The sequence below is a fragment of the Serratia sp. BNK-4 genome, from assembly GCF_048685115.1.
Taxonomy (GTDB): domain Bacteria; phylum Pseudomonadota; class Gammaproteobacteria; order Enterobacterales; family Enterobacteriaceae; genus Serratia; species Serratia bockelmannii.
Genome location: NZ_JBLQTM010000001.1, coordinates 759,415 through 781,752 on the forward strand (window position 1 = coordinate 759,415; position 22,338 = coordinate 781,752).

23 protein-coding genes and 1 other RNA gene are annotated in these 22,338 nt (G+C 59.2%); 13 read left to right on the forward strand and 11 right to left on the reverse strand.

The features are described 5' to 3' along the window. Window positions 1-113 precede the first annotated feature (113 nt). Complete coding sequence (locus ACMGGW_RS03610; protein WP_025301768.1) at window positions 114-494, forward strand: ComEA family DNA-binding protein; 381 nt, start codon at window positions 114-116, stop codon at window positions 492-494. A gap of 154 nt (window positions 495-648) precedes the next feature. Further along, on the forward strand, window positions 649-1,062 hold the full coding sequence (locus ACMGGW_RS03615) for an acyl-CoA thioesterase (protein WP_025301769.1): 414 nt from the start codon (window positions 649-651) through the stop codon (window positions 1,060-1,062). Window positions 1,063-1,097: 35 nt separating this feature from the next. Here ACMGGW_RS03615 and queC read toward each other — a convergent pair whose 3' ends face one another. Both queC and ACMGGW_RS03625 read right to left on the reverse strand, forming a co-directional pair. Next, complete coding sequence (gene queC / locus ACMGGW_RS03620; protein ID WP_049296013.1) at window positions 1,098-1,796, reverse strand: 7-cyano-7-deazaguanine synthase QueC; 699 nt, start codon at window positions 1,794-1,796, stop codon at window positions 1,098-1,100. Between the two features lie 115 nt (window positions 1,797-1,911). Further along, window positions 1,912-3,627: an SgrR family transcriptional regulator gene (locus ACMGGW_RS03625; RefSeq protein WP_164099568.1), complete on the reverse strand. Its 1,716-nt coding sequence runs from the start codon at window positions 3,625-3,627 to the stop codon at window positions 1,912-1,914. Window positions 3,628-3,730: 103 nt separating this feature from the next. Here ACMGGW_RS03625 and cof point away from each other — a divergent pair, with 103 nt between their 5' ends. Next, complete coding sequence (gene cof / locus ACMGGW_RS03630; protein ID WP_025301772.1) at window positions 3,731-4,555, forward strand: HMP-PP phosphatase; 825 nt, start codon at window positions 3,731-3,733, stop codon at window positions 4,553-4,555. A gap of 61 nt (window positions 4,556-4,616) precedes the next feature. Here the strand turns inward: cof and ACMGGW_RS03635 are convergent, their stop codons facing one another. Beyond that, a complete protein-coding gene (locus ACMGGW_RS03635; protein ID WP_025301773.1) occupies window positions 4,617-5,657 on the reverse strand; it encodes a PLP-dependent cysteine synthase family protein in 1,041 nt (346 codons plus the stop codon). A gap of 122 nt (window positions 5,658-5,779) precedes the next feature. Between ACMGGW_RS03635 and ACMGGW_RS03640 the strand changes: the two genes are divergently transcribed. From ACMGGW_RS03640 to amtB, 5 genes are all read left to right on the forward strand, one after another. Beyond that, window positions 5,780-6,241 (forward strand): Lrp/AsnC family transcriptional regulator, encoded by a 462-nt coding sequence (locus ACMGGW_RS03640; RefSeq protein ID WP_004940330.1) that lies wholly within the window; start codon window positions 5,780-5,782, stop codon window positions 6,239-6,241. 92 nt (window positions 6,242-6,333) lie between these two features. Further along, on the forward strand, window positions 6,334-8,109 hold the full coding sequence (smdA, locus tag ACMGGW_RS03645; protein WP_060432557.1) for a multidrug efflux ABC transporter permease/ATP-binding subunit SmdA: 1,776 nt from the start codon (window positions 6,334-6,336) through the stop codon (window positions 8,107-8,109). Continuing rightward, window positions 8,102-9,880, forward strand: a complete 1,779-nt coding sequence (gene smdB / locus ACMGGW_RS03650) for a multidrug efflux ABC transporter permease/ATP-binding subunit SmdB (protein ID WP_151429016.1) — start codon at window positions 8,102-8,104, stop codon at window positions 9,878-9,880. The genes smdA and smdB overlap by 8 nt, the downstream gene beginning before the upstream one ends. Window positions 9,881-10,159: 279 nt before the next feature. Further along, the gene (gene glnK, locus ACMGGW_RS03655) at window positions 10,160-10,498 is read left to right on the forward strand and encodes a P-II family nitrogen regulator (protein WP_004940327.1); all 339 of its coding nucleotides are present in this window, start codon (window positions 10,160-10,162) and stop codon (window positions 10,496-10,498) included. Between the two features lie 36 nt (window positions 10,499-10,534). Next, entirely contained in the window at window positions 10,535-11,821 is a 1,287-nt protein-coding gene (amtB, locus tag ACMGGW_RS03660; protein ID WP_038628958.1) for an ammonium transporter AmtB, read from the forward strand. Window positions 11,822-11,911: 90 nt separating this feature from the next. Here amtB and tesB read toward each other — a convergent pair whose 3' ends face one another. Beyond that, complete coding sequence (tesB, locus tag ACMGGW_RS03665) at window positions 11,912-12,775, reverse strand: acyl-CoA thioesterase II (protein WP_016928847.1); 864 nt, start codon at window positions 12,773-12,775, stop codon at window positions 11,912-11,914. A 231-nt stretch (window positions 12,776-13,006) separates the two neighbouring features. Here tesB and ACMGGW_RS03670 point away from each other — a divergent pair, with 231 nt between their 5' ends. Beyond that, a complete protein-coding gene (locus ACMGGW_RS03670; protein ID WP_025301777.1) occupies window positions 13,007-13,498 on the forward strand; it encodes a YbaY family lipoprotein in 492 nt (163 codons plus the stop codon). 64 nt (window positions 13,499-13,562) lie between these two features. Here ACMGGW_RS03670 and ACMGGW_RS03675 read toward each other — a convergent pair whose 3' ends face one another. Then, complete coding sequence (locus tag ACMGGW_RS03675) at window positions 13,563-13,877, reverse strand: MGMT family protein (protein WP_025301778.1); 315 nt, start codon at window positions 13,875-13,877, stop codon at window positions 13,563-13,565. Window positions 13,878-14,033: 156 nt separating this feature from the next. Here ACMGGW_RS03675 and ffs point away from each other — a divergent pair. Then, an RNA gene (ffs, locus tag ACMGGW_RS03680) (signal recognition particle sRNA small type) lies at window positions 14,034-14,130 on the forward strand. A 330-nt stretch (window positions 14,131-14,460) separates the two neighbouring features. On the opposite strand, the gene ACMGGW_RS03685 is transcribed toward ffs, so the two are convergent. The 3 genes from ACMGGW_RS03685 to ACMGGW_RS03695 form a co-directional block, all read right to left on the reverse strand. Then, window positions 14,461-14,664 (reverse strand): HHA domain-containing protein, encoded by a 204-nt coding sequence (locus ACMGGW_RS03685; RefSeq protein WP_004940313.1) that lies wholly within the window; start codon window positions 14,662-14,664, stop codon window positions 14,461-14,463. A 50-nt stretch (window positions 14,665-14,714) separates the two neighbouring features. Next, window positions 14,715-15,083: an Hha toxicity modulator TomB gene (tomB, locus tag ACMGGW_RS03690; protein WP_004940312.1), complete on the reverse strand. Its 369-nt coding sequence runs from the start codon at window positions 15,081-15,083 to the stop codon at window positions 14,715-14,717. A 158-nt stretch (window positions 15,084-15,241) separates the two neighbouring features. Then, entirely contained in the window at window positions 15,242-15,595 is a 354-nt protein-coding gene (locus ACMGGW_RS03695) for a hypothetical protein (protein WP_025301779.1), read from the reverse strand. 408 nt (window positions 15,596-16,003) lie between these two features. On the opposite strand from ACMGGW_RS03695, the gene ACMGGW_RS03700 reads away from it, so the two are divergent. From ACMGGW_RS03700 to ACMGGW_RS03710, 3 genes are read left to right on the forward strand one after another with little or no spacing between them, the layout of a single operon-like run. Beyond that, the gene (locus tag ACMGGW_RS03700) at window positions 16,004-16,717 is read left to right on the forward strand and encodes a metal ABC transporter ATP-binding protein (protein WP_043135662.1); all 714 of its coding nucleotides are present in this window, start codon (window positions 16,004-16,006) and stop codon (window positions 16,715-16,717) included. Then, window positions 16,714-17,571: a metal ABC transporter permease gene (locus ACMGGW_RS03705; protein WP_043135664.1), complete on the forward strand. Its 858-nt coding sequence runs from the start codon at window positions 16,714-16,716 to the stop codon at window positions 17,569-17,571. The genes ACMGGW_RS03700 and ACMGGW_RS03705 overlap by 4 nt, the downstream gene beginning before the upstream one ends. Window positions 17,572-17,596: 25 nt before the next feature. Next, window positions 17,597-18,475 (forward strand): metal ABC transporter solute-binding protein, Zn/Mn family, encoded by an 879-nt coding sequence (locus ACMGGW_RS03710; RefSeq protein ID WP_197832323.1) that lies wholly within the window; start codon window positions 17,597-17,599, stop codon window positions 18,473-18,475. A gap of 107 nt (window positions 18,476-18,582) precedes the next feature. Here ACMGGW_RS03710 and ykgO read toward each other — a convergent pair whose 3' ends face one another. The 3 genes from ykgO to sdeY all read right to left on the reverse strand — a co-directional run bounded on the left by ykgO (window position 18,583) and on the right by sdeY (window position 22,323). Next, the gene (gene ykgO / locus ACMGGW_RS03715) at window positions 18,583-18,723 is read right to left on the reverse strand and encodes a type B 50S ribosomal protein L36 (RefSeq protein WP_004940304.1); all 141 of its coding nucleotides are present in this window, start codon (window positions 18,721-18,723) and stop codon (window positions 18,583-18,585) included. Window positions 18,724-18,735: 12 nt separating this feature from the next. After that, window positions 18,736-18,990 carry a type B 50S ribosomal protein L31 gene (locus tag ACMGGW_RS03720; RefSeq protein ID WP_004940303.1) on the reverse strand — a complete coding sequence of 85 codons (255 nt, stop codon included), beginning with the start codon at window positions 18,988-18,990 and terminating at the stop codon, window positions 18,736-18,738. A 186-nt stretch (window positions 18,991-19,176) separates the two neighbouring features. Further along, complete coding sequence (gene sdeY / locus ACMGGW_RS03725; protein WP_025301783.1) at window positions 19,177-22,323, reverse strand: multidrug efflux RND transporter permease subunit SdeY; 3,147 nt, start codon at window positions 22,321-22,323, stop codon at window positions 19,177-19,179. Window positions 22,324-22,338: the final 15 nt, after the last annotated feature.

Here is a 22,338-nt window from a genome sequence, read left to right on the forward strand (position 1 = left end):
GCAACAAACAAAGGCCGCTTTCGCGGCCTTTTCCACATCTGATATCCGCCGATTGCTGAATATCCGCCGCCGCGGCAAGGTAGCCGTGCTGTCACACACAAGGAGGATACAGCATGCAACATACAGAGAAAAAAGCGTTATCAGGTTACCGTCATCACGTCAAAGCGGTGCTGACCGCGCTGTTGTTATGCCTCGCGGGGCCAGCCGCCGCGGTAGATAAAGCCGATGCGCCGGCGCCGATGCTCTCAACACCGGCGGGCAATGGCGGGCAATCGGTGATGACCAAGGCAACCGAAGAGGCGGCGGTCAGCATCAATCAGGCCACCGCCGAACAGCTGGCTGCCGCCCTGAGCGGCGTCGGTCTGAAGAAGGCGGAAGGCATCGTGCGCTACCGCGAACAGAACGGGCCGTTCACCCAGGTTGAGCAACTGCAGGAGGTGCCGGGCATCGGGCCGGCGCTGTTTGAGAAGAATCGCACCCGACTGAAAATGTGATCCCGGTCGCGGCTGCGTGGCAAAATGCCGCTGAGGCCGTGACTCCTCTGCTACATTTTACAGGTCTTACCAGTTTGGCGCGTTGACCAAACGGGCGAGGGAGCCTCTGCGGCTCCCTCTTTCTGTAATCACCAGGCAGGAGCGATCGTTCCCTATGCAAACCTTTATCAAAGTTCGCGGTTATCACCTTGATGTTTACCAGCACGTTAACAACGCCCGCTATCTGGAGTTTCTGGAAGAGGCGCGCTGGGAGTGGCTGGAAAACGAGGCCGGGTTCCGCTGGATGACGGAAAACAACATCGCTTTCATCGTGGTGAACATCAATATCAATTACCGCAGCCCGGCAGTATTGGGGGATAAGCTGCGTATCGACAGCCAGATGGTGCAGCTCAACGGCAAGAGCGGGGTGCTGAGCCAAAAGGTGACGCAGGATCCGGCGGGGACGCCGGTGGCCGACGCGCTGCTGACTTTCGTGTGCGTCGATCTGAAAACGCAGCGGGCGCTGCCGATTGAAGGCGAATTGCGCGAGCACCTGGAGGCGCTCACGCTGAAGGAAAACCCGCAGTAAACTCACGGGCGGCAGAGGTTGCCGCCGTCACTGCCTCAGGCCAGAGCGGCCTTCTGTTTCAACGCCGCCATCACTTCCGCCTGGTTGGCCCGGTACTGCATCAGGCCATTGGCGCGCAGGTTGCAGGCAGCGCATTCACCACAGCCGTCACCCTTGATGCCGTTGTAGCAGGTCAGCGTATCCTGCCGCACGCGATCCAACTGGTGGTAATAATCCGCCAGCGCCCAGGTCTCGGCCTTGTTCAGCCACATCAGCGGTGTTTCGAAGCGGATATCGCGAGCGATGCCCAGCACCACCGCTTTGTTCAGCGCTTTAACGAACTCGTCGCGGCAATCCGGGTAGCCGGAGAAATCGGTTTCACACACGCCCGTGATCACCGCTTCCGCTTCCACCTGGTAGGCGTAGATCGCCGCCAGCGTCAGGAACAGGATATTGCGGCCCGGCACGAAGGTGCTCGGCAGCGCGTTTTTCTGGTTGGGATCGTAGGCGGGAACCGGAATATTGTCGCGCGTCAGGCTGCTGACGGCCAGCTCATTGAGCAGCGTTACGTCCAGCACCTTGTGCGCTTTGGCGCCGAGGGCCACCGACAGCTCTTGAGCCACTTCAATCTCGGCGCGATGGCGCTGGCCATAATCGAACGTGACGCAGTGAACTTCGTCATACTGTTGCAATGCCTGGATCAAGCAGGTCGTGGAGTCTTGTCCACCGCTGAAAACGACAACCGCGCGCTTCATAAAATCACCTTTTTGGACTTTGGCCATTCCCGATACACATTCGGGCGGCAGGATAAAAATTGCGTTGCGGCGACAATAGTAGCAGAAAGGGCCGCCAGGCGCAGGGCGGTTCGGCTCAGGTCGGTGCGTCGTCCACCGGCGGCGGCAGCCACGCCTGGCAAAAATCGAACCAGCCGTGCGCGGTCAGCGTCACGCCATGCATGCGCGGCGGCGCGCTGATCTGATACTGGTAGTGGAACAGCGGCGTGATGATGGCGGCGGCCATCAGCCGTTGGTAATAGGCCTGCAGCCGCTCGAAGCGCGGTTGCTGCGCCTGCAGCTGCTGGATCTGCTGCAGCGTCTCCTGTTGCTGCTGCCAGCGGCTTTCCGTCAGGATGCCGCGCCACAGCGTATCCTGCCGCAGCCAGCTCTCCAGCGTCGCCTCAGGCGCTTCGCCGATCAGGTTGTCCGCCAACAGCAGGTCTGCCTGGGCGATCTGTTCCTCGCTTTGCCAGCGCTTGCCGGCGTAGTAGCGCACCTCCAGCTCGCAGCCGTGCTGCGCCAACAGCTGTTGCAGCGCGACCGTCACCGTTTCCAGCTCGACCGGTGGCCGATACAGCAGCGTCAGCCGGGCAGGCAGGGGGACATCTTCTTCAATCTGTTGGCTGGGAATGCGCCAGCCGGGCAGCATTTCATGGCTGGGGGTGATCACGCTGTTGGGGATCGGCAGATGGTTCAGCAGGCCTGACTGCTGGATCAGCATCAGCAGCTTTTGCCCCTGGGCTTCGCTCAGCACGCCGTGGCGCAGGTTCAGCGCCAAATAACACCAGCCCAGGCTCATGCTGCGCTGTACCGGCCGGGCCTGCGCCAAATCGTCTTGCTGACCGATGGTGATGCGTACCGGATGCTGGCAGCTGGCGTCGGCGCCGGCGGTGGGCAGATCGGGGGTGATCCAGTATTCGATGGTGTCCAGATACGGATGCTGCAGATGGTAACCGGCGTGCTGTTCTAGCCGCACCAGCTGCGGTTCATTCAACGTCAGTTTGAACGGGCCGGCGCCGATGGCCGGCAGCTCCGGATGGGGCATCAGACAAGGCAGCTCCGCCAGCCGGTGGGCCAGCCAATAGTCCGGCAACTGCAGATCAAACTGAATGCACAGCGGATGCGGCAGGCTGATGTTCGCGACGTTGGCCAAGCTGGGTTGGCTACGCGGGTGGCGCTGCAGTTTTTCCAGCGTTTGCAGCAGCTGGTGGCCGGTCAGCGGTTCACCGTTGTGCCAGCGCAGCTGGCTGCGCAGAAAGAAGCGCCAGCGCAGGCCGCGATCGTCAATCTGCCAGTGGTGCGCCAGATCGGGCTGCGGTTCCGGGTTACCGGTCACAAGGCGCGTCAGCCCGGCGTGCAGGGTCGACACCAGATGTTGTTCGGCGCGGCCGGTCAGCGTGAGCGGGTCGAGCGCTTCCAGCGTGCGGTAATAGGGAATGCGCAGCGTCGGGCTGCCGGCCTGCCATTGCCCGCCGAGGTGCGGGCTGAGCAGATCCTGCAGGTGCTGCGGATCGAGTTGCGCCATCTCCAGCGCCCCCTGATGGTTGCCCTGTTGCAGTAGCTGTTGCAGTAGCTGCGCGCGCAGTTCATCCGGGGTTTTCAGGCAGTGCAGGCGAGCGCGTTTGCCGCGGCCGGGCTGCGAATGCCAGCTCAACCAGCCTTGATCCTGCAGTTGCTGCACCAGCGTGCGGGCGTGCCGCTCGCTGCAGTAGAACATCGCCGCCAGTTCGCCGATGGTCACGGCGACCGGTGCGCTGCCGAGTTGATGGTACAGGCGTTGATATTGGCTGAGACGGTGAACCAGGCGCATGAGTAGAAATCCGGAACAGTTTTCTCAAATTGTTCACTATTACTTCCGCAAATGCCATCCCATACTGCAGTGATTGTAATCGCGTTCACATTCAGAGGTCTCTATGTATCGCCTGGCAGCTTTCGATATGGACGGCACGCTGTTGATGCCGGATCACCGGGTTGGCCCGGAAACGCTGGCGGTGCTGAACCAGCTGGTGGAACGGGAGATGGTGGTGACGTTCGCCACCGGACGGCACTACCTCGATGCGCAACCGATCATGGCGCAGCTGGGGCTGCAGGGCTACCTGATCACCGGCAATGGCACGCGGGTGTATGACAACCGCGGCCAACAGCTGCATGCTACCGATCTGCCGGCGGCGGTCGCCGAAGAGGTGCTGCATCATCATTGGCGCACCTGCGCCAGCATGCATGTGTTCCGCGACGAAGGTTGGCTGACCGAATTCCCCGTGCCGGAAGAGATGCTGCGGGCGCATCACCTGAGCGGCTTTCGTTTTCAGTTGGCCGACGTGCGCCGCCTGCCGGCGTTCGGCAACAGCAAGGTGTGTTTTGTCGCGCCGCATGAGGAATTGCTGGCCTTGCAGGTGCAGCTGCGGGCACAGCTGGGTGGTGAGGCCGATCTGTGCTTTTCCGCCTACGACTGCCTGGAGGTGTTGCCGCTCGGTTGCAACAAGGGTACGGCGCTGGACCGGCTGAGCCGCCATCTGGGGCTGACGATGGCCGACTGCATGGCGTTCGGCGACGCAATGAACGACAAAGAGATGCTGGGGGCGGTGGGGCACGGCGTGGTGATGGGCAACGCCCTGCCGCAGCTGAAATCCCTGCTGCCGCAGCTACCGGTTATCGGCCATTGCCAGCAACAGGCGGTGGCCCACTATTTACAACATTGGCTGCGTTCACCTTGCCTCACCTATTCCCCCGAAGAATGAGGTTCTCCTTACAGCCGGCCGGGTATGACTACCCGGCTTTTTTTTTACCTAACGCCTGGCGTTACAAATCCGCTAGCTGCGCCAGATACGGCTGCAGATCGCCGATGTTGTTGCTGACCCATTCCGGGTTGTAATAGGTATCCAGGTAACGCTCGCCGCTGTCGCACAGCAGGGTGACGATCGATCCTTGCTCGCCGTTTTCCCGCATCTGCTTCGCCAACTGCAGCGCACCCCAAACGTTGGTGCCGGTAGAGGCGCCAACCTTGCGGCCCAGCACGCCTTCCAGCCAGTGAATGGTGGCGACGCTGGCAGCATCCGGCACGCGCAGCATGTTGTCGACCACCGATGGGATGAACGACGGCTCGGCGCGTGGGCGGCCGATGCCTTCGATACGGCTGCCGCAGCTGCCGATCAGGGTGCGATCGCCGTGGTGGAAGCAGTCATAGAACACCGAGTTTTCCGGATCGACCACCGTCAACCGGGTGTCGTGCCCCTGATAGCGGATGTAGCGCCCCAGCGTGGCGGAGGTGCCGCCGGTGCCGGCGCTCATTACGATGTGTTTCGGCACCGGGAAGGGTTCGCGCGCCATCTGGCGGAAGATGCTGTCGGCGATGTTGTTGTTGCCGCGCCAGTCGGTGGCGCGCTCGGCGTAGGTGAACTGATCCATATAGTGGCCGTTCAGCTCTTTCGCCAGCTGTTCGGAGGCGGCGTAGATCTGGGCGGCGTGATCGACGAAGTGACAGCGGCCGCCGTAAAAGGCGATCTGTTCCACCTTGCGGCGCGCGGTGCAGGACGGCATCACCGCGATGAACGGCAGGCCGATCAGGCGAGCGAAGTAGGCTTCGGACACCGCGGTGCTGCCGGAGGAGGCCTCGATAATGGTGGTGTTCTCGGTGATCCAGCCGTTGCACAGGCCATAAAGGAACAGCGAGCGCGCCAGGCGGTGTTTCAGGCTGCCGGTCGGGTGGGTGCTCTCATCTTTCAGGTACAGGCAGATGCCGGGAAACGCCGGCAGGTTCAGGCGAATTAGGTGCGTATCGGCGGAGCGTTGAAAATCCGCTTCTATTTCACCGATAGCATATTTTACCCAAGAGTTTGTCATGATTTGGCCTCAGAATAGGGGGCTGATTTATGGCGTAGCATAGCCTGTCGGCGGGAAAAAAGGATTGCCATTTTTCCTGTTTAATCGCCTAATGAGAGAAAATTTTTCTCCTGGTGGCCGCTATGTTAGATAAAACAGACCGTAAGCTGCTGTGCATGCTGCAGCAAGATTGCACCCAGTCGCTGCAGGCGCTGGCGGATGCGGTCAATTTGACCTCGACGCCGTGCTGGAAACGCCTGAAGCGTCTGGAAGACGAGGGCTATATCCGCGGTCGGGTGGCCTTGCTGGATAATGAAAAGCTCGGCCTGGGGCTGACGGCGTTCGTGCTGATCAAAACCCAGCAGCACAGCAGCGAGTGGTATCAGGCTTTTGTGCAGCTGACCAGCCAGATGCCCGAGGTGCTGGCGTTTTACCGCATGGCGGGAGAGTACGACTACCTGATGCAGGTCGAAGTGGCGGACATGAAAAGCTACGACGGCTTTTATAAGCGTCTGGTGAACGGCGTACCGGGCCTTATTGACGTCACCTCGAGCTTTGCCATGGAAAAAATCAAATACACCACCGCGCTGCCGGTGCCGGAGTGAAAAGTTCACCGGACGGGCGGCTCAACGGTGGTATCCTGCTCTGCTGAAGCAGAAAAAGAGACAAATCCCATAAAACCCTGGAATCAAACTGCGTGAGATTATTTGCTCAAATCGGCTGGTACTTCCGCCGGGAGTGGCGCCGCTACCTCGGGGCGGTGGTGCTGCTGATCGTCATCGCCATCCTGCAACTGCTGCCGCCTAAGCTGGTCGGCATCATCGTGGACGGCGTCACCGAAAAACAGATGTCCACCGGCGTGCTGATGGCCTGGCTCGGGTTGATGATCGGTACCGCGATCGTCGTTTACCTGCTGCGCTATGTGTGGCGGGTGTTGCTGTTCGGCGCGTCCTACCAGTTGGCGGTCGAGCTGCGCGAAAACTTTTACCGCCAGCTCAGCCGGCAAAACCCGGCGTTCTACCTGCGCCACCGCACCGGCGATCTGATGGCGCGCGCCACCAACGACGTGGACCGCGTGGTGTTCGCCGCCGGTGAAGGCGTGCTGACGCTGGTGGATTCGCTGGTGATGGGGTTGGTGGTGCTGGTGGTGATGAGCACCCAAATCAGCTGGCAGCTGACGGTGCTGGCGTTAATCCCGATGCCGCTGATGGCGATCGCCATCAAATATTACGGCGACCAGCTGCACCAGCGTTTTAAATCGGCACAGGCGGCGTTTTCCAGCCTGAACGATCAGGCGCAGGAAAGCATGACCAGCATCCGCATGATCAAGGCCTTCGGGCTGGAAGATCACCAATCCAACCGCTTCGCCGAGGTGGCGGCGCAGACCGGGGCCAAGAACATGCACGTGGCGCGGGTGGATGCGCGCTTCGATCCGACCATTTATATCGCCATCGGTGCGTCTAACCTGCTGGCCATTGGCGGCGGCAGCTGGATGGTGGTGAACGGTTCGCTGACGCTCGGGCAACTGACCAGCTTTGTGATGTATCTCGGCCTGATGATCTGGCCGATGCTGGCACTGGCCTGGATGTTCAACATCGTCGAACGCGGCAGCGCGGCCTACAGCCGCATCCGCAGCCTGCTTGATGAGGCGCCGGCGGTGCAGGATGGCCCACAGGCGCTGCCGGCCGGGCGCGGCGTGCTGGACGTGGATATCCGCGCGTTCCATTACCCGGAAAACCCACATCCGGCGCTGCACGATGTGGCGGTGACGCTGAAACCAGGGCAAATGCTGGGGCTGTGCGGGCCGACCGGGGCCGGTAAATCGACGCTGTTGTCGCTGATCCAGCGTCAGTTCGACGTCGACCAAGGGCAGATCCGCTATCACGGCCTGCCGTTGCCGCAGGTCAAACTCGACGACTGGCGTTCGCGACTGTCGGTGGTGAGCCAAACGCCGTTCCTGTTCTCCGATACCGTGGCGAACAACATCGCGCTGGGCCATCCGGGCGCGACGCAGGCGCAGATCGAACAGGCAGCGCGGCTGGCCAGCGTCCATGAGGACATTCTGCGGCTGCCGCAAGGCTATGACACCGAGGTGGGCGAACGCGGCGTGATGTTGTCGGGCGGGCAGAAACAGCGCATCTCCATTGCGCGTGCGCTGCTGCTGGATGCAGAGATCTTGATCCTCGACGACGCGCTGTCGGCGGTGGACGGCCGTACCGAACACCAAATCCTGCACAACCTGCGCAGCTGGGGGCAAGATCGCACGGTGATCATCAGCGCGCACCGGCTGTCGGCATTGACCGAAGCCAGCGAGATCCTGGTGATGCAGCACGGCGGTGTAGCGCAGCGCGGCGATCCGGCGGCGCTGGCGGCGCAGCCGGGCTGGTATCGCGATATGTACCGTTATCAGCAGCTGGAAGCGGCGCTGGACGAAGCGCCGGAAAACGGCGAGGAGGCGTTGGCCGATGAATAAAGTGCAAAAGCTGTGGCCGACGCTGAAGCGGCTGCTGGCCTACGGCTCGCCGTACCGCAAACCGCTGGGGCTGGCGGTGCTGATGCTGTGGATAGCGGCGGCGGCGGAAGTCGCCGGGCCGATCCTGGTCAGCTATTTTATCGATAATTACGTCGCCAAAGGGCAACTGCCGCTGATGATTGTCGGCGGGCTGGCGGCGGCCTACATTCTGCTGGAGCTGCTGGCGGCGGCGCTGCACTACTTCCAGGCGCTGTTGTTCAACCAGGCGGCGGTGGGCGTGGTGCAGCGGTTGCGTACCGACGTGATGGACGCCGCGCTGCGCCAACCGCTCAGCGCCTTTGACACACAACCGGTCGGGCAATTGATCTCGCGCGTTACCAACGACACCGAAGTGATCAAGGATCTGTACGTGATGGTGGTCTCCACGGTGCTGAAAAGCGCCGCGCTGATCGGCGCCATGCTGGTGGCGATGTTCAGCCTCGACTGGCGCATGGCGCTGGTGGCTATCTGCATCTTCCCGGCGGTGTTCGTGGTGATGGGCATCTATCAATACTACAGCACGCCGATTGTGCGCCGGGTGCGCAGTTATCTGGCGGACATCAACGACGGTTTCAACGAAGTGATCAACGGCATGGGCGTGATTCAGCAGTTCCGCCAGCAGGTGCGCTTCGGCGAGCGCATGAGCGCCGCCAGCCAGTCGCATTATCTTGCGCGTATGCAGACCCTGCGGCTCGACGGTTTTCTGCTGCGGCCGCTGCTCAGCCTGTTTTCAGCGCTGGTGCTGTGCGGTTTGCTGATGCTGTTCGGCTTCAGCGGCGAGGGCGTGATTGGCGTCGGCGTCCTCTACGCCTTCATCAACTACCTGGGGCGCCTGAATGAACCGCTGATCGAGCTGACGTCACAGCAGTCGATCCTGCAGCAGGCGGTGGTGGCCGGCGAACGCATTTTCGAGCTGATGGATCGCAGCCAGCAGAGTTACGGTGCCGACGATCGTCCTCTGGCCGGTGGCCGCATCGACATCACCGATCTGAGCTTCGCTTACCGTGCGGACAAAAAGGTGCTGCAGCATATTTCGCTGGCGGTGCCCTCACGCGGCTTCGTGGCGCTGGTCGGACATACCGGCAGCGGCAAGAGCACCTTGGCCAACTTGCTGATGGGCTATTACCCGGTCAGCGAGGGGGAAGTGCGTCTCGATGGACGCCCGATATCCAGCCTGTCGCACCGCACGCTGCGTCAGGGTGTAGCGATGGTGCAGCAGGATCCGGTGGTGATCGCCGATTCGGTACTGGCCAACGTCACGTTGGGGCGTAACATCGAGGAAGACGCCGTTTGGCGGGCGCTGGAAACGGTGCAGTTGGCGAGTCTGGTGCGCGGCTTCCCGCAGGGTATCCACACCCGCCTGGGGGAGCAGGGCAATAACCTGTCGGTCGGGCAGAAACAGCTGCTGGCGATGGCGCGGGTCTTGGTGCAGGCGCCGCAGATTTTGATTCTCGACGAGGCGACTGCCAATATCGACTCGGGCACCGAACAGGCGATCCAGCGGGCGCTGCGTGCGATCCGCGAGCACACCACGCTGGTGGTGATCGCCCACCGCCTCTCAACCATCGTCGATGCCGATTCCATTCTGGTGCTGCATCGTGGCCACGCGGTGGAGCAGGGCAACCATCAACAGCTGCTGGCGCAGCAGGGGCGCTACTACCAGATGTATCAGCTGCAGCTGGCGGGCGAGCAGTTGGCGGAAGCGGTGCGCGAGGAGAGCCAACTCGTCTGATCCCACGGGCCGCATTCGCGGCCCTTATTTTTCCCAACGCACCACAAGCAGGCAACTCGCCCAAGCTACGCCCCCTTTCTGCACTTTTTCGACGCGATGCGCACCAAATTAGTGCGCATTATTTAACCCATTCAAGGTATCGGCGCTGCGCTGCGTCGCGGCGGCGCCCGCGTGTGCGCTAATCCGCTGAATCGTCATGCAAAATTAAATTTGGCACAGCCCTTGCTACATATGACGCGTACCAGGGGTGAGTTTGGGCTTAATTCGTGGAGGGGCAATATGAAGCTGGTGACCGTGGTAATCAAACCGTTCAAGCTGGAGGATGTGCGCGAGGCTCTGTCCTCCGTGGGCATTCAGGGGTTGACCGTAACCGAAGTGAAGGGCTTTGGCCGCCAGAAGGGGCATGCCGAGCTGTATCGCGGCGCCGAATATAACGTCAACTTCTTGCCCAAGGTCAAAATCGATATCGCTATCGCCGACGATCAGTTGGATGAAGTGGTTGATGTGATTAGCAAAGCCGCCTACACCGGTAAAATCGGCGACGGCAAAATTTTCGTTGCCGAGTTGCAACGCGTGATCCGCATTCGCACCGGCGAAACCGACGAATCGGCACTGTAACCACGAACTCAGTTAAGCAATGGGGATGGATTGATAATGAAAAGACTGTTATCCATGTTGGGCCTGAGTTCGGTAACCCTGGTTCCTTCTTTGGCCCTGGCCGCCCCGGCGGTCGCCGATAAGGCCGACAACGCCTTTATGATGATCTGCACCGCGTTGGTGCTGTTCATGACGCTGCCGGGCATCGCGCTGTTTTACGGCGGCCTGCTGCGCGGCAAAAACGTGCTGTCGATGCTGACGCAGGTCACCGTCACCTTCGCGCTGGTCTGCGTGCTGTGGGTGCTGTATGGCTACAGCCTGGCGTTCAGCGAAGGCAATGCGGTGTTCGGCGGATTCGAGACGGCGATGCTGAAAGGCATCGGCATCGACAGCGTCACTGGCAGCATCAGCCAGATGATCCACGTCGCTTTCCAAGCCTCCTTCGCCTGCATTACTGTGGCGCTGGTGGTGGGGGGCTTCGCCGAACGCATTCGCTTCTCGGCGGTGCTGATCTTCGCGATCCTGTGGTTCACCCTGTCTTACCTGCCGATCGCGCACATGGTGTGGGGCGGTGGCTATCTGGCCACCGACGGCGCGCTGGACTTCGCCGGCGGCACCGTGGTACACATCAACGCCGCCAGCGCGGGGCTGATCGGCGCCTATCTGCTCGGCAAACGCGCCGGCTTCGGTAAAGAGGCGTTCAAACCGCACAACCTGCCGATGGTGTTTACCGGGGCGTCCATCCTGTATATCGGCTGGTTCGGTTTCAACGCCGGTTCCGCCAGCGCGGCCAACGGCATCGCGGCCCTGGCATTCCTCAACACGGTGGTGGCTACCGCGGGCGCCATTCTCTCCTGGACCTTCGCAGAGTGGGTGCTGCGCGGCAAGCCTTCGCTGCTGGGCGCCTGCTCCGGCATGATCGCCGGGCTGGTTGCGGTGACGCCGGCGGCGGGCACCGTGGGCGTGGGTGGGGCGTTGATCATCGGCCTGGTAGGCGGCGTTGCCGGCCTGTGGGGCGTCGTGACGTTGAAGAAATGGCTGAAAGTGGACGACACCTGCGACGTGTTCGGCGTGCACGGGGTGTGCGGCATTGTCGGCTGTCTGCTGACCGGCGTGTTCACCGCTTCTTCCCTCGGTGGCACCGGCTATGCCGAAGGCGTGACGATGGGCCATCAGGTGTGGATCCAGCTGCTGAGCGTCGTGATTACGCTGGTGTGGTCAAGCGTCGCCGCCTTTATCGCCTTCAAGATTGCGGGCGCGATGGTGGGGCTGAGAGTACCGGAAGAGCAGGAGCGCGAAGGGCTGGATGTCAACAGCCACGGCGAGAGCGCCTACAACCAATAAGACTCGAAGCAGGGCAGTGCGCGAAAGACTAAAATAATGATGAAGCAAAAAGGGGCGATGGAAACATCGCCCCTTACTTTATATTGCGGATTAGGCGTCGCGCTGGCGAATCACCCCTTCCTGCACGGTGGTGGCGACCAGTACGCCGTCGCGAGTGTAGATCTGGCCGCGCACAAAGCCCCGTGCGCCGGAGGCGGAGGAGCTCTCCACCGCGTACAGCAACCAGTCATCCATACGGAACGGACGGTGGAACCACATTGAGTGGTCAATGGTGGCCACCTGCATGCCCGGCTCGAGGAAGCCGACGCCGTGTGGCTGCAGCGCCGTCGGCAGGAAGTTAAAGTCCGACGCGTAGCCCAGCAGATATTGGTGGATGCGCTGATCGTCCGGCATGCTGCCGTTGGCACGGAACCACACGTAGCGATGCGGCTCTTCCACGCTGCCTTTCAACGGATTGTGGAATTTCACCGGGCGCATTTCGATCGGCTTCTGGCCGATAAATTTTTCGCGCACTTTTTCCGGCAGCATATGCGCCAGCTTCTGGGCGATCTCTGACTCGGACAGCAGCCCTTCTGGAGGCGGCACGTCCGGCATCAGGTTCTGGTGCTCGAAACCGGTTTCCGGGCTTTGGAAAGAGGCGGTCATATAGAAAATAGGTTTGCCGTGCTGAATAGCGCTGACGCGACGGGCGCTGAAGCTGTTGCCGTCGCGCAGGGTTTCTACGTCGTAAACGATGGGTTTGCTGCTGTCGCCCGGGCGCAGGAAGTAGCTGTGGAACGAGTGCACGCTGCGCTCGTCCGGCACCGTCTGCTTGGCGGCGTAGAGCGCCTGGCCGACAACCTGTCCACCGAACACCTGGCGCAGCCCCAGATCTTCGCTTTGGCCGCGAAACAGCCCTTCTTCGATTTTCTCCAGATCCAGCAGATCAAGGAGGTTTTGCAATGCCTGGCTCATAAAATTGTTACCTTTCTAATAATCATTTTGCGCAGTGTGCGGAATATCACGGCGTGGCGTCAACATTTTGCATTACAGGGCCGATGAGAATGCTCTTAATCGTGGGCGCCCTGGGCTGTTTAAGTGATTAATAGGCGGGGTAAAGTGGATTTATCAGTGTTTTGTGCTAGGTTTAATAAGTGCGGTGGTGAAAGCCACCAACATGTTGATAATAAAAAAGGAGACCGATCCATGAAACTCTGGCAAATCGTAGGCGGTGCCGCGGCACTGACGATCACGCTGGCAGGATGCGCGCAAAAGAGTGCTGATGTGCCTACACAGGCGGCCGGTAATCCGGCGGCTGCGCAAACGCAGATTCAAGGCCCGGCGGTGACAGGTTCGGTTAATATACGTCAGCGTATTGCGCTGCCGCCGGACGCCGTACTGACGGTCACCCTCTCTGACGCCTCGCTGGCGGATGCCCCGTCCAAAGTGATTGCACAGCGCGCGATACGTACTGAAGGGCAACAGGCGCCATTCAACTTTACGCTACCGTACAATCCGTCCGACATCCAACCGAATGCGCGTATCATTCTGAGCGCGGCGGTGACGGTCAACGGGCGACTGATGTTTATTACCGACACTATCCAGGAAGTGGTTAACCGCAACGGCACCCGCGCCGATCTGCTGCTGGTTCCGGTTCAGGGTGTGCCGATTCAGGCTGCGCCAACCGCCATGCAGTAAATTTCCTGCGGTACAGCAAGATGAAATCAACAGCCTTTGCGCTTCGGCCAAAGGCTGTTTTGTTTTACCAGCGCCAGCCGTAGCGCTCGAAATCGACCGTGCTGTGCGGGCCGAAAATAATCCCTTCCGCCAGCAGTGCCTGCCGTTGCCGTTGAAAATCCTCCCCCTGCTGCGAGATCTGTCCGTGCCGGTTGATCACCCGGTGCCAGGGCAGCGCGCTGCCTTCCGGCAAACGCCGCAGCACGCCGCCAACCTGGCGCGCGGCGCGCGGTGAACCGGCCAGCCGGGCGACTTCGCCGTAGGTGGTGACTTTGCCGTAAGGAATGGCGGCCACGATGTGGAATACCCGCTGGCTGAAAGAGGCGTCTTCTGGTTGCATATTGCTGTTCCTGCGCGAGTCAAAACCCAGGCGAAGAGTGTGCCACAGTGCAGGTGGGTAAGAAAACAGCGGTTAGCCCCGGTTGGCTTGCTATTTGGCGGGGCATCGCCGATAATGCCCACCGCTTCAGAGTACAGAAGCCGTCAATGGGGGCCCTGTTGGTTCTCCCGCAACACTAACTTGTGAACTCGGTCAGGTCCGGAAGGAAGCAGCCGCAGCAGGTGACGTGTGTGCCGGGATGTAGCTGGCAGGGTCCCCACCCATTTGGCCTTCGCCAATCCGCACTTTTGCCGTCTCTCTTCTACTCATCGATTATCCCTTTCTGCCATCAGGCAGAGCGACAAGGCATTTCTTTTCTTCCCGCCCTCAATTCTTTTGGATAATGAATTAGCGGTTCTGGATGCAAGCATAATGAGGGGGCGATGGCGTAACCTGTCTCGATTTAAAAAGAAAATTGCTTCCAGGCAATATTATTATTGAAAGGGGGAGTGCAAATGAAGTTTTACTGTCAATAGGAAAAGTACGTATTCAGCTTGAACATTGAAGCCGATAAAAGCATCGGCTCAACGCGTTGGGGGTCTGATTATCTGACATATTTCCAAACGGAGGTGGGGATTTTGTCATACAGTTTGTTCATGGTGAGCTCTGCCAGACGGTGATCGGCCGCTGAGTAAAACAGCTCCAGTTCATCATCGGAAAGCTCGTACTTATTTTTCTCAATAACACGTTCGAGAGTATCAATCGTGGTGCATTTACGTAAACGCATCAGATAGTCGGTTTTAGTCATGGTGGCCTTTAGTTTAATAACCGTAAAAATAGCTCGGGAATAATTATCCCTTAAGTTTTCATTGTCGTACAGATGTCCTCTCCTGAGAACATTCTGAATAATCTCGCCTTGGTTTTTTGCCAGCGGCGCAGGTCGGAATCATTGATACCGTAACTGCTGAACAGCGTATAGGTATCATCGAGATATTCTTCGACTAACTCCGACAGGTCAGATTCGTCCATGTATTTAATTTTATAGCTCATCACAAACGAAGCGATATGTTCGATCAACTCATTAAGCTGCAGGTTGACGGAGGACGTCGGATCGTTGACCCACCCATGATGACTGTCTCCCAGGGTAGCGATACCTTCATCATACAAATTTTCGCACAAGAATTTGAGCTGAGCAATGTCGTGTCGCTTAGGCGAATACTCATCCATATCATCCCCTCCGTAAGTCTTAATTGCGGTGTGATAACACTATGTGAGTAAGCTGATTTACATCATGGACGGAGGCAGCTTAACGGTCTTTAAATAAACTTCCCGTAAAGTGAATATAAATCATTTTTTCGCGTTTGGCCTGTAGTTATTACGTAAACTTACAATTCATCCGCTGTAGATGGACGTGAGTTATCAATGATGTCGAAGATTAAACCCCGTTCTGTCACACGGAACCGGACGCTATCGCTGAGAGTGTCTTCGCTGTTGATATCCAGGCAGGCATTAAAAATGCCCCACTTATAACGATAACTCATTGAATAATCGCTACCACCCTGTTGCACTATATCAAGTATTTCTAATGAATCTTCGGCATAGCGTGCACTTTCAGAATAAAAACTGAGTCCGCTGGTCAGCGCCGGCACTAACTCCGCTATATTGTCATTAATCACTTTCTTTAATTTGTTAACAGAAAGTGCGTTGACATCCAGGTTACAGGCAAGGGTAACAAGCATTAATCTCGGCCAACAGCAATGTTATCTGCTTATCTTACTCCTTTTCCTCCCTCGTCGGTAAATTTTTCGATTTACCGCTGTTCTTTACCTTACGCCAACATTTCAACCGAATGGGAATATCCCTGGATTTGATAAGGAGGCTTGGGGGGAAAGTGCCGCTGCGCGAGAGATTGTTACGTTCCGTTGCATTATTGTCGCGCCATAGCTTGAGATGCGACAGTGTATGTGATGTTATATTATAACTATAAACCCATCATTTTTGGCTACGACATTGACTCCCACTTCGCAACATGACGCCACGCCGTCACTGAATTCGTTGTTCACCACCTCTGCTGCCGCGCGTTGCGCAGGTGCCGTTATGCTGCTGGCCCTGCTGTGGCTCGGCATCTTCTGGGCGGTGTCGCTGCCATGATTACCTTGCGTCAGCTGGCGATAGGCTATGGCGCCACGCCGCTTTTCCCGCCGCTGAGCGGGCAGTTTACCGCCGGATCGCTCACCGCGGTGGTGGGCGTCAACGGGGCAGGTAAGTCGACGCTGCTGAAAACCTTCGCCGGATTGTTGCCGCCGCTGGGCGGCAGCCTGAGTTTTATCGGCGGAAAGCCGCCGCGCAGAGCTTATCTACCGCAACAGGCTGAGCTGGATCGGCAATTCCCGATTGCGGTAAGCGATCTGGTGGCGATGGGCTGTTGGCCGCAAAGTGGCATGTTCGGCGGCATGAACAAGCGTGCGGCGAGCCAGGTCAATGAGGCGTTGGCGAGCGTTGGCATGAGCGCGCTGGCGCACACTCCGGTGGGTGAACTGTCTGGCGGCCAGCTGCAGAGGGTGTTGTTTGCGCGCCTGCTGGTCCAACAGGCGCCGCTGATTTTGCTGGATGAACCTTTCACTGGTATCGACAGCGCCACCACGCAAATTTTGCTGCAGGTGATTGCGCAACTGCACCGGCAGGGGAAAACGGTGATCGCCGTGCTGCACGATATGTCGATGGTCGCCGAGCATTTTTCACAGGTACTGTTGCTGACGCCGCAGGCTTGCCACTGGGGCGCGGCCAAGCGGGTGCTGGAACAGGTGCCGAGGTATCACGCCGCCGAACGGCAGCCGGATCTGCGGGCGGTGGCGCCATGATGTTGTTGCATGGGCTTATCGATCCTTTCCTCTCTTTCGGTTTTATGCGCCGCGCGCTCATGGCCTGTCTGGCGTTGTCGCTCAGCGCCGCCCCGCTGGGCGTGTTTCTGCTGCTGCGCCGCATGAGCCTGGTCGGGGACGCATTGTCCCACGCGGTGTTGCCGGGCGCGGCGATCGGTTATCTGATCTCCGGCATGTCGCTGGTGGCGATGGGGGTGGGCGGTTTTATCGCCGGGTTGGCGGTGGCGATGCTGTCCGGCCTGGTGAGCCGCCGCACGCCGTTAAAAGAAGATGCCAGCTTCGCCGGGTTCTATCTGGGGTCACTGGCGCTGGGGGTCACGCTGGTCTCGCTGCGCGGTTCCAGCGTGGATCTGCTGCACGTGCTGTTCGGTTCGATTTTGGCGGTGGATGCGCAGGCCATGCTGATGGTCGGTGCGATCGCCTCGGTTTCGCTGCTGGCATTGGCGGCGCTGTACCGCGCGTTAGTGATCGAATCCTTCGACGTCACTTTTCTGCGCGTCAACGCCCCGCGCCGGTTGGCGCTGATCCACGGCCTATTTCTGGCGCTGGTGGTGGTCAATCTGGTGGCAGGATTCCAGATCCTCGGCACCCTGATGTCGGTGGGGCTGATGATGCTGCCCGCCGCCAGCGCGCGCTTCTGGGCGCGCAATCTGCCGCAGACGCTGGCGACGGCGATGGGCATCGGCGCGCTGTCCAGCGTGATTGGGCTGGTGTGGTCCTACTATGCTTCGCTGCCTGCCGGCCCGGCGATCGTGCTCAGCGCCAGCGTCATCTTTTTCGTCTCGATCCTGTTTGGAACGCGCGGAGGCATTTGCGCCTTCGCGCGCCGTTGAGAAGTGCCATTTGCAAGGAGAAAGTATGAAACGTTTACCTATATCGCTGGCGGTTGCTGCTCTGCTGGCCAGCCCATGGGCGATGGCGAAGACCGTCGACGCCGTCGCCAGCTTTTCCATTCTGGGTGATATCGTCAAAGAGGTGGGCGGCGATCACGTTAAGGTCAGCACGCTGGTGGGGCCGGATGGCGATCCGCACAGCTTCGAGCCTTCGCCGCAGGACGGCAAGAAGCTGGCTCAGGCTGATGTGGTGTTCGTCAGCGGTCTGGGGCTGGAAGGGTGGATCGATCGCTTGGTCAGCGCTTCGGGTTATAAAGGGCAGGTGATCACCGCTTCACAGGGGATCAGTACCCGCCAGATGGAAGAGGACGGCAAACCGATTACCGATCCCCACGCCTGGAACAGCATGAAAAACGGCGTACAGTACGCTACCAACGTGATGAACGCCCTGATTGCCGCCGATCCCGAGGATGCCAACTATTTTCGCCAGCGCGGAGCCGAATACATTCAGCAGCTGCAAAAGCTGGACCAGTGGGCCAAAACCCAGTTCGCCGCAGTGCCGCCACAGAAACGTAAGGTGCTGACCAGCCATGATGCGTTTGGCTACTTTGGGCAAGAGTACGGCGTCACCTTCCTTGCCCCGGTCGGGTTTTCCACCGAGGCCGAAGCCAGCGCCAGCGACGTGGCCAATCTGATCAAGCAAATCAAACAGGAAAAGGTCAACGCTTACTTTATCGAAAATCAGACCGATCCGCGGTTGGTGAAACAGATCGCCGCCGCCACCGGCGCCAAGGCGGGCGGCGAGCTGTACCCTGAAGCGTTCTCCCGCGCGGGCGGCCCGGCGGCCACCTATGAGCAGGCGTTCAAGCACAATGTCGACGCGCTGCTGAGCAGCATGAAGTAATCTCCGCCCCCGCCTGCCGGCGGGGGACGGCTTGCAGGTACTTTCTCGCCGTAAAAAAAAGCCCCGTTGAGCAGCAACGGGGCTTTGCGACAGATGACACTTTGGAGTTAACGCTTTTTCTTACGTCCCTGTACCGCTTTGAATCGCGGATTGCTTTTACAGATCACATAGATGCGGCCACGACGACGCACGACTTTGCAATCCGGATGGCGGTTTTTCGCCGAACGCAATGAACTCAATACCTGCATGGGATTTCCTTGTTACTTATTGCCGATAAAGCGGCCAAAGCGCTGCTGGAAGCGCGCCGTGCTGCCTTCTTTGGAATAGTCTTTCTGCTTGCCGGTGTAATACGGATGCGAAGCGGAAGAGACGTCGAGGGTGACATACGGCCAGCTTTCGCCGTCCAGCTCGATGGTGCGATCGGTTTTGATGGTCGATCCCACTTTGAAGTAGGCATTGGCGCTGACGTCGTGGAACACCACGGTGCGATAATCGGGGTGGATGCCGGGTTTCATAATGGCTCTCTCTTGTGATGTTATACTATAACAATAATTATGCGCCGACCTGGCATCGCGATCAAGCGCAAATTGCACACAAAACTGAATTAATGAGAACGGTTTGCATTAAGCAACTGAAGCAAAAGAAAAAGGCCGCATGCGCGGCCTTTTCGGTTATCGGGTGGAGCTCCCATCACTGAGCGATCAGTGGTGCTCTACCGGATGGCTGTGTTCCAGGTCCTCGTTCTTCTTGCTGAAGCGGCGGCGAACCACCACGAAGAACACCGGCACGAAGAAGATCGCCAAGACGGTGGCGGTGATCATCCCGCCCATTACGCCGGTACCTACCGCGTTCTGTGCGCCGGAGCCTGCGCCGCTGCTGATAACCAGCGGCAGAACCCCGAGGATGAAGGCCAGGGACGTCATGAGGATTGGACGCAGACGCATACGCACCGCTTCCAACGTCGCTTCGATCAGACCTTTGCCTTCTTTCTCCATCAGATCCTTGGCGAACTCAACGATCAGGATGGCGTTCTTCGCCGATAGACCGATGGTGGTCAGCAGCCCCACCTGGAAGTACACGTCGTTGTTCATGCCGCGCATCGTCGCGGCCAGCAACGCACCGATAACCCCCAGCGGCAATACCAGCATGACCGAGAACGGCACGGACCAGCTTTCATACAGCGCTGCCAGACACAGGAACACCACCAGAATCGAGATGGCGTACAGCGCCGGCGCCTGGTTGCCCGACAGACGTTCCTGATAGGACATACCGGTCCAGTCGTAACCGATGCCACTTGGCAGTTTGGATGCCAGCTGTTCCATCAGGTTCATCGCTTCACCGGTACTCTTGCCCGGTGCAGCCTGGCCCAGAATTTCCATCGACGGCAGGCCGTTATAGCGTTCCAGACGCGGTGAGCCGTATTCCCACTTCGCCGAAGAGAAGGCGGAGAATGGCACCATCTGGCCGCTGGTACCGCGCACGTACCACTTGTTGATGTCTTCCGGCAGCATACGGAACGGCGCGTCGGCCTGTACATACACCTTCTTCACACGACCGCGGTCGATGAAGTCGTTGACGTACGAACCACCCAGGGCGGTGCTCAGCGTGCTGTTGATGGTAGTGATGCTGACGCCCAGCGCCTTGGCTTTCTCCTGATCGACGATCAGTTTGAACTGCGGCGTATCTTCTAGGCCGTTCGGGCGCACACCCACCAGCACGTCCGGATGCTGAGCAACCATGCCCAACAGCTGGTTACGCGCTTCGGTCAGTTTTTCGTGCCCCAGGCCACCCTGGTCAATCAGCTCGAAGTCGAAGCCGGTTGCGGTACCGAGTTCGATGATCGCCGGCAGGTTGAACGGGAACACCAGGCCTTCTTTAATCTGCGAGAAGGCACCCATGGCACGGCCCGCGATCGCCTCGACCTTGTTCCCGGCCCCTGGACGCTCACCCCAGTCTTTCAGGCTGACGAATGCCAGGCCGTTGTTCTGGCCGTTACCGTTGAAGCCGAAGCCCGCGACGGTAAACACCGAAACCACGTTGTCCTTTTCCTTGTTCAGGAAGTAGTCAGAGACTTCTTCCAGCACTTTGTTGGTACGGGACTCGGTGGCACCGGCAGGCAACTGCACCATGGTCAACAGGATGCCCTGATCTTCGTCCGGCAGGAACGAGGAAGGCAGGCGCAGGAACAGCAGGCCCATGCCAACCACGATCAACAGGTAGATGATCAGATAGCGGCCGGTGCTGCGCAGGATGTTGCCCACGCTGTCGGTATAGTGATGCGTGCTCTTCTCGAACATGCGGTTAAACCAGCCGAAGAAGCCTGTTTTAACCCCGTGATCGCCTTTCGGGATCGGTTTGAGTAGGGTGGCGCACAGCGCCGGCGTCAGGATCAAGGCCACCAGCACCGACAACGCCATCGCGGACACGATGGTGATCGAGAACTGGCGATAGATGGCGCCGGTTGAACCGCCGAAGAACGCCATCGGCACGAATACCGCCGACAGCACCATGGCGATACCCACCAGCGCGCCCTGGATCTGGCCCATCGATTTACGGGTAGCTTCTTTCGGCGGCAGCCCCTCTTCGGACATGACGCGCTCGACGTTTTCCACCACCACGATGGCGTCATCCACCAGCAGGCCGATCGCCAACACCATGCCGAACATCGTCAGGGTGTTTATCGAGAAGCCGAACGCGGCGAGGATCGCAAAGGTCCCCAGCAGTACTACCGGCACCGCGATGGTTGGGATCAGCGTCGCGCGGAAGTTCTGCAGGAACAGATACATCACCAGGAAGACCAGGATGATGGCTTCGATCAGCGTTTTCACCACTTCGTTGATGGAGATTTTAACGAACGGGGTGGTGTCGTACGGATAAACCACTTTCATCCCTTGCGGGAAGAATGGCGCCATCTTGGCCAGCTCGTCTTTCACACCTTTGGCAGTGTTCAAGGCGTTGGCGCCGGTCGCCAGTTTGATACCCAGGCCGGCGGCAGGCTTGCCGTTGTAGCGAGCGGTAACGGCATAGCTTTCCGCGCCGCGCTCGATATGAGCGACGTCGCGCAGGCGTACCTGAGAACCGTCGGTATTCACTTTCAGCAGGATCTTGCCGAACTCTTCCGGCGAAGTCAGACGGGTCTGCGCGATGATCGAGGCGTTCAACTGCTGCCCCGGCACCGGCGGCAGGCCGCCCAGCTGGCCTGCGGCGATCTGGTTGTTCTGCTCGGTGATGGCGGAGGTCACGTCCGTGGTCGTCAGCTGGAAGTTGTTCAGCTTGTTCGGATCCAGCCAGATACGCATCGCGTACTGGGCACCGAACAGCTGCACTTCACCCACGCCGGACGAACGGCTGATCGGGTCCTTGATGTTGGACGCCACGTAGTCCGCAATATCGTCCTGAGTCATGTTCGGATCGTCGGAAACGAAGCCGGCCACCATCAGGAAGCTGCTGCTGGATTTTTCTACTTTCAGGCCCTGTTGCTGAACTTCTTGCGGCAGCAACGGGGTGGCCAACGACAGTTTGTTCTGAACCTGAACCTGCGCGATGTCAGGATCGGTGCCGGAATCAAACGTCAGGGTAATGGTGACGCTACCAGAGGAATCACTGGTGGAGGACATGTACATCAGGTTATCGATACCGTTCATGTTCTGTTCGATAATCTGCGTGACGGTATCCTGCACCGTTTTGGCATCTGCGCCCGGGTAGTTGGCGGAAATACTCACCGCCGGCGGTGCAATAGTGGGATACTGCGCGATTGGCAGTTTCATTATTGCAAGCACCCCCGCCAACATGACGATGATGGCGATTACCCAGGCGAAAATCGGGCGATCTATAAAGAACTTAGCCATGTATTACAGGCTCCT

Bases quoted from the DNA above. Each gene is read 5' to 3' on its own strand.
- ACMGGW_RS03610 (WP_025301768.1), top strand. From the start codon at position 114: ATGCAACATACAGAGAAAAAAGCGTTATCAGGTTACCGTCATCACGTC.
- ACMGGW_RS03615 (WP_025301769.1), top strand. From the start codon at position 649: ATGCAAACCTTTATCAAAGTTCGCGGTTATCACCTTGATGTTTACCAG.
- queC (WP_049296013.1), bottom strand. From the start codon at position 1,796: ATGAAGCGCGCGGTTGTCGTTTTCAGCGGTGGACAAGACTCCACGACC.
- ACMGGW_RS03625 (WP_164099568.1), bottom strand. From the start codon at position 3,627: ATGCGCCTGGTTCACCGTCTCAGCCAATATCAACGCCTGTACCATCAA.
- cof (WP_025301772.1), top strand. From the start codon at position 3,731: ATGTATCGCCTGGCAGCTTTCGATATGGACGGCACGCTGTTGATGCCG.
- ACMGGW_RS03635 (WP_025301773.1), bottom strand. From the start codon at position 5,657: ATGACAAACTCTTGGGTAAAATATGCTATCGGTGAAATAGAAGCGGAT.
- ACMGGW_RS03640 (WP_004940330.1), top strand. From the start codon at position 5,780: ATGTTAGATAAAACAGACCGTAAGCTGCTGTGCATGCTGCAGCAAGAT.
- smdB (WP_151429016.1), top strand. From the start codon at position 8,102: ATGAATAAAGTGCAAAAGCTGTGGCCGACGCTGAAGCGGCTGCTGGCC.
- glnK (WP_004940327.1), top strand. From the start codon at position 10,160: ATGAAGCTGGTGACCGTGGTAATCAAACCGTTCAAGCTGGAGGATGTG.
- amtB (WP_038628958.1), top strand. From the start codon at position 10,535: ATGAAAAGACTGTTATCCATGTTGGGCCTGAGTTCGGTAACCCTGGTT.
- tesB (WP_016928847.1), bottom strand. From the start codon at position 12,775: ATGAGCCAGGCATTGCAAAACCTCCTTGATCTGCTGGATCTGGAGAAA.
- ACMGGW_RS03670 (WP_025301777.1), top strand. From the start codon at position 13,007: ATGAAACTCTGGCAAATCGTAGGCGGTGCCGCGGCACTGACGATCACG.
- ACMGGW_RS03675 (WP_025301778.1), bottom strand. From the start codon at position 13,877: ATGCAACCAGAAGACGCCTCTTTCAGCCAGCGGGTATTCCACATCGTG.
- ACMGGW_RS03685 (WP_004940313.1), bottom strand. From the start codon at position 14,664: ATGACTAAAACCGACTATCTGATGCGTTTACGTAAATGCACCACGATT.
- tomB (WP_004940312.1), bottom strand. From the start codon at position 15,083: ATGGATGAGTATTCGCCTAAGCGACACGACATTGCTCAGCTCAAATTC.
- ACMGGW_RS03695 (WP_025301779.1), bottom strand. From the start codon at position 15,595: ATGCTTGTTACCCTTGCCTGTAACCTGGATGTCAACGCACTTTCTGTT.
- ACMGGW_RS03700 (WP_043135662.1), top strand. From the start codon at position 16,004: ATGATTACCTTGCGTCAGCTGGCGATAGGCTATGGCGCCACGCCGCTT.
- ACMGGW_RS03705 (WP_043135664.1), top strand. From the start codon at position 16,714: ATGATGTTGTTGCATGGGCTTATCGATCCTTTCCTCTCTTTCGGTTTT.
- ACMGGW_RS03710 (WP_197832323.1), top strand. From the start codon at position 17,597: ATGAAACGTTTACCTATATCGCTGGCGGTTGCTGCTCTGCTGGCCAGC.
- ykgO (WP_004940304.1), bottom strand. From the start codon at position 18,723: ATGCAGGTATTGAGTTCATTGCGTTCGGCGAAAAACCGCCATCCGGAT.
- ACMGGW_RS03720 (WP_004940303.1), bottom strand. From the start codon at position 18,990: ATGAAACCCGGCATCCACCCCGATTATCGCACCGTGGTGTTCCACGAC.
- sdeY (WP_025301783.1), bottom strand. From the start codon at position 22,323: ATGGCTAAGTTCTTTATAGATCGCCCGATTTTCGCCTGGGTAATCGCC.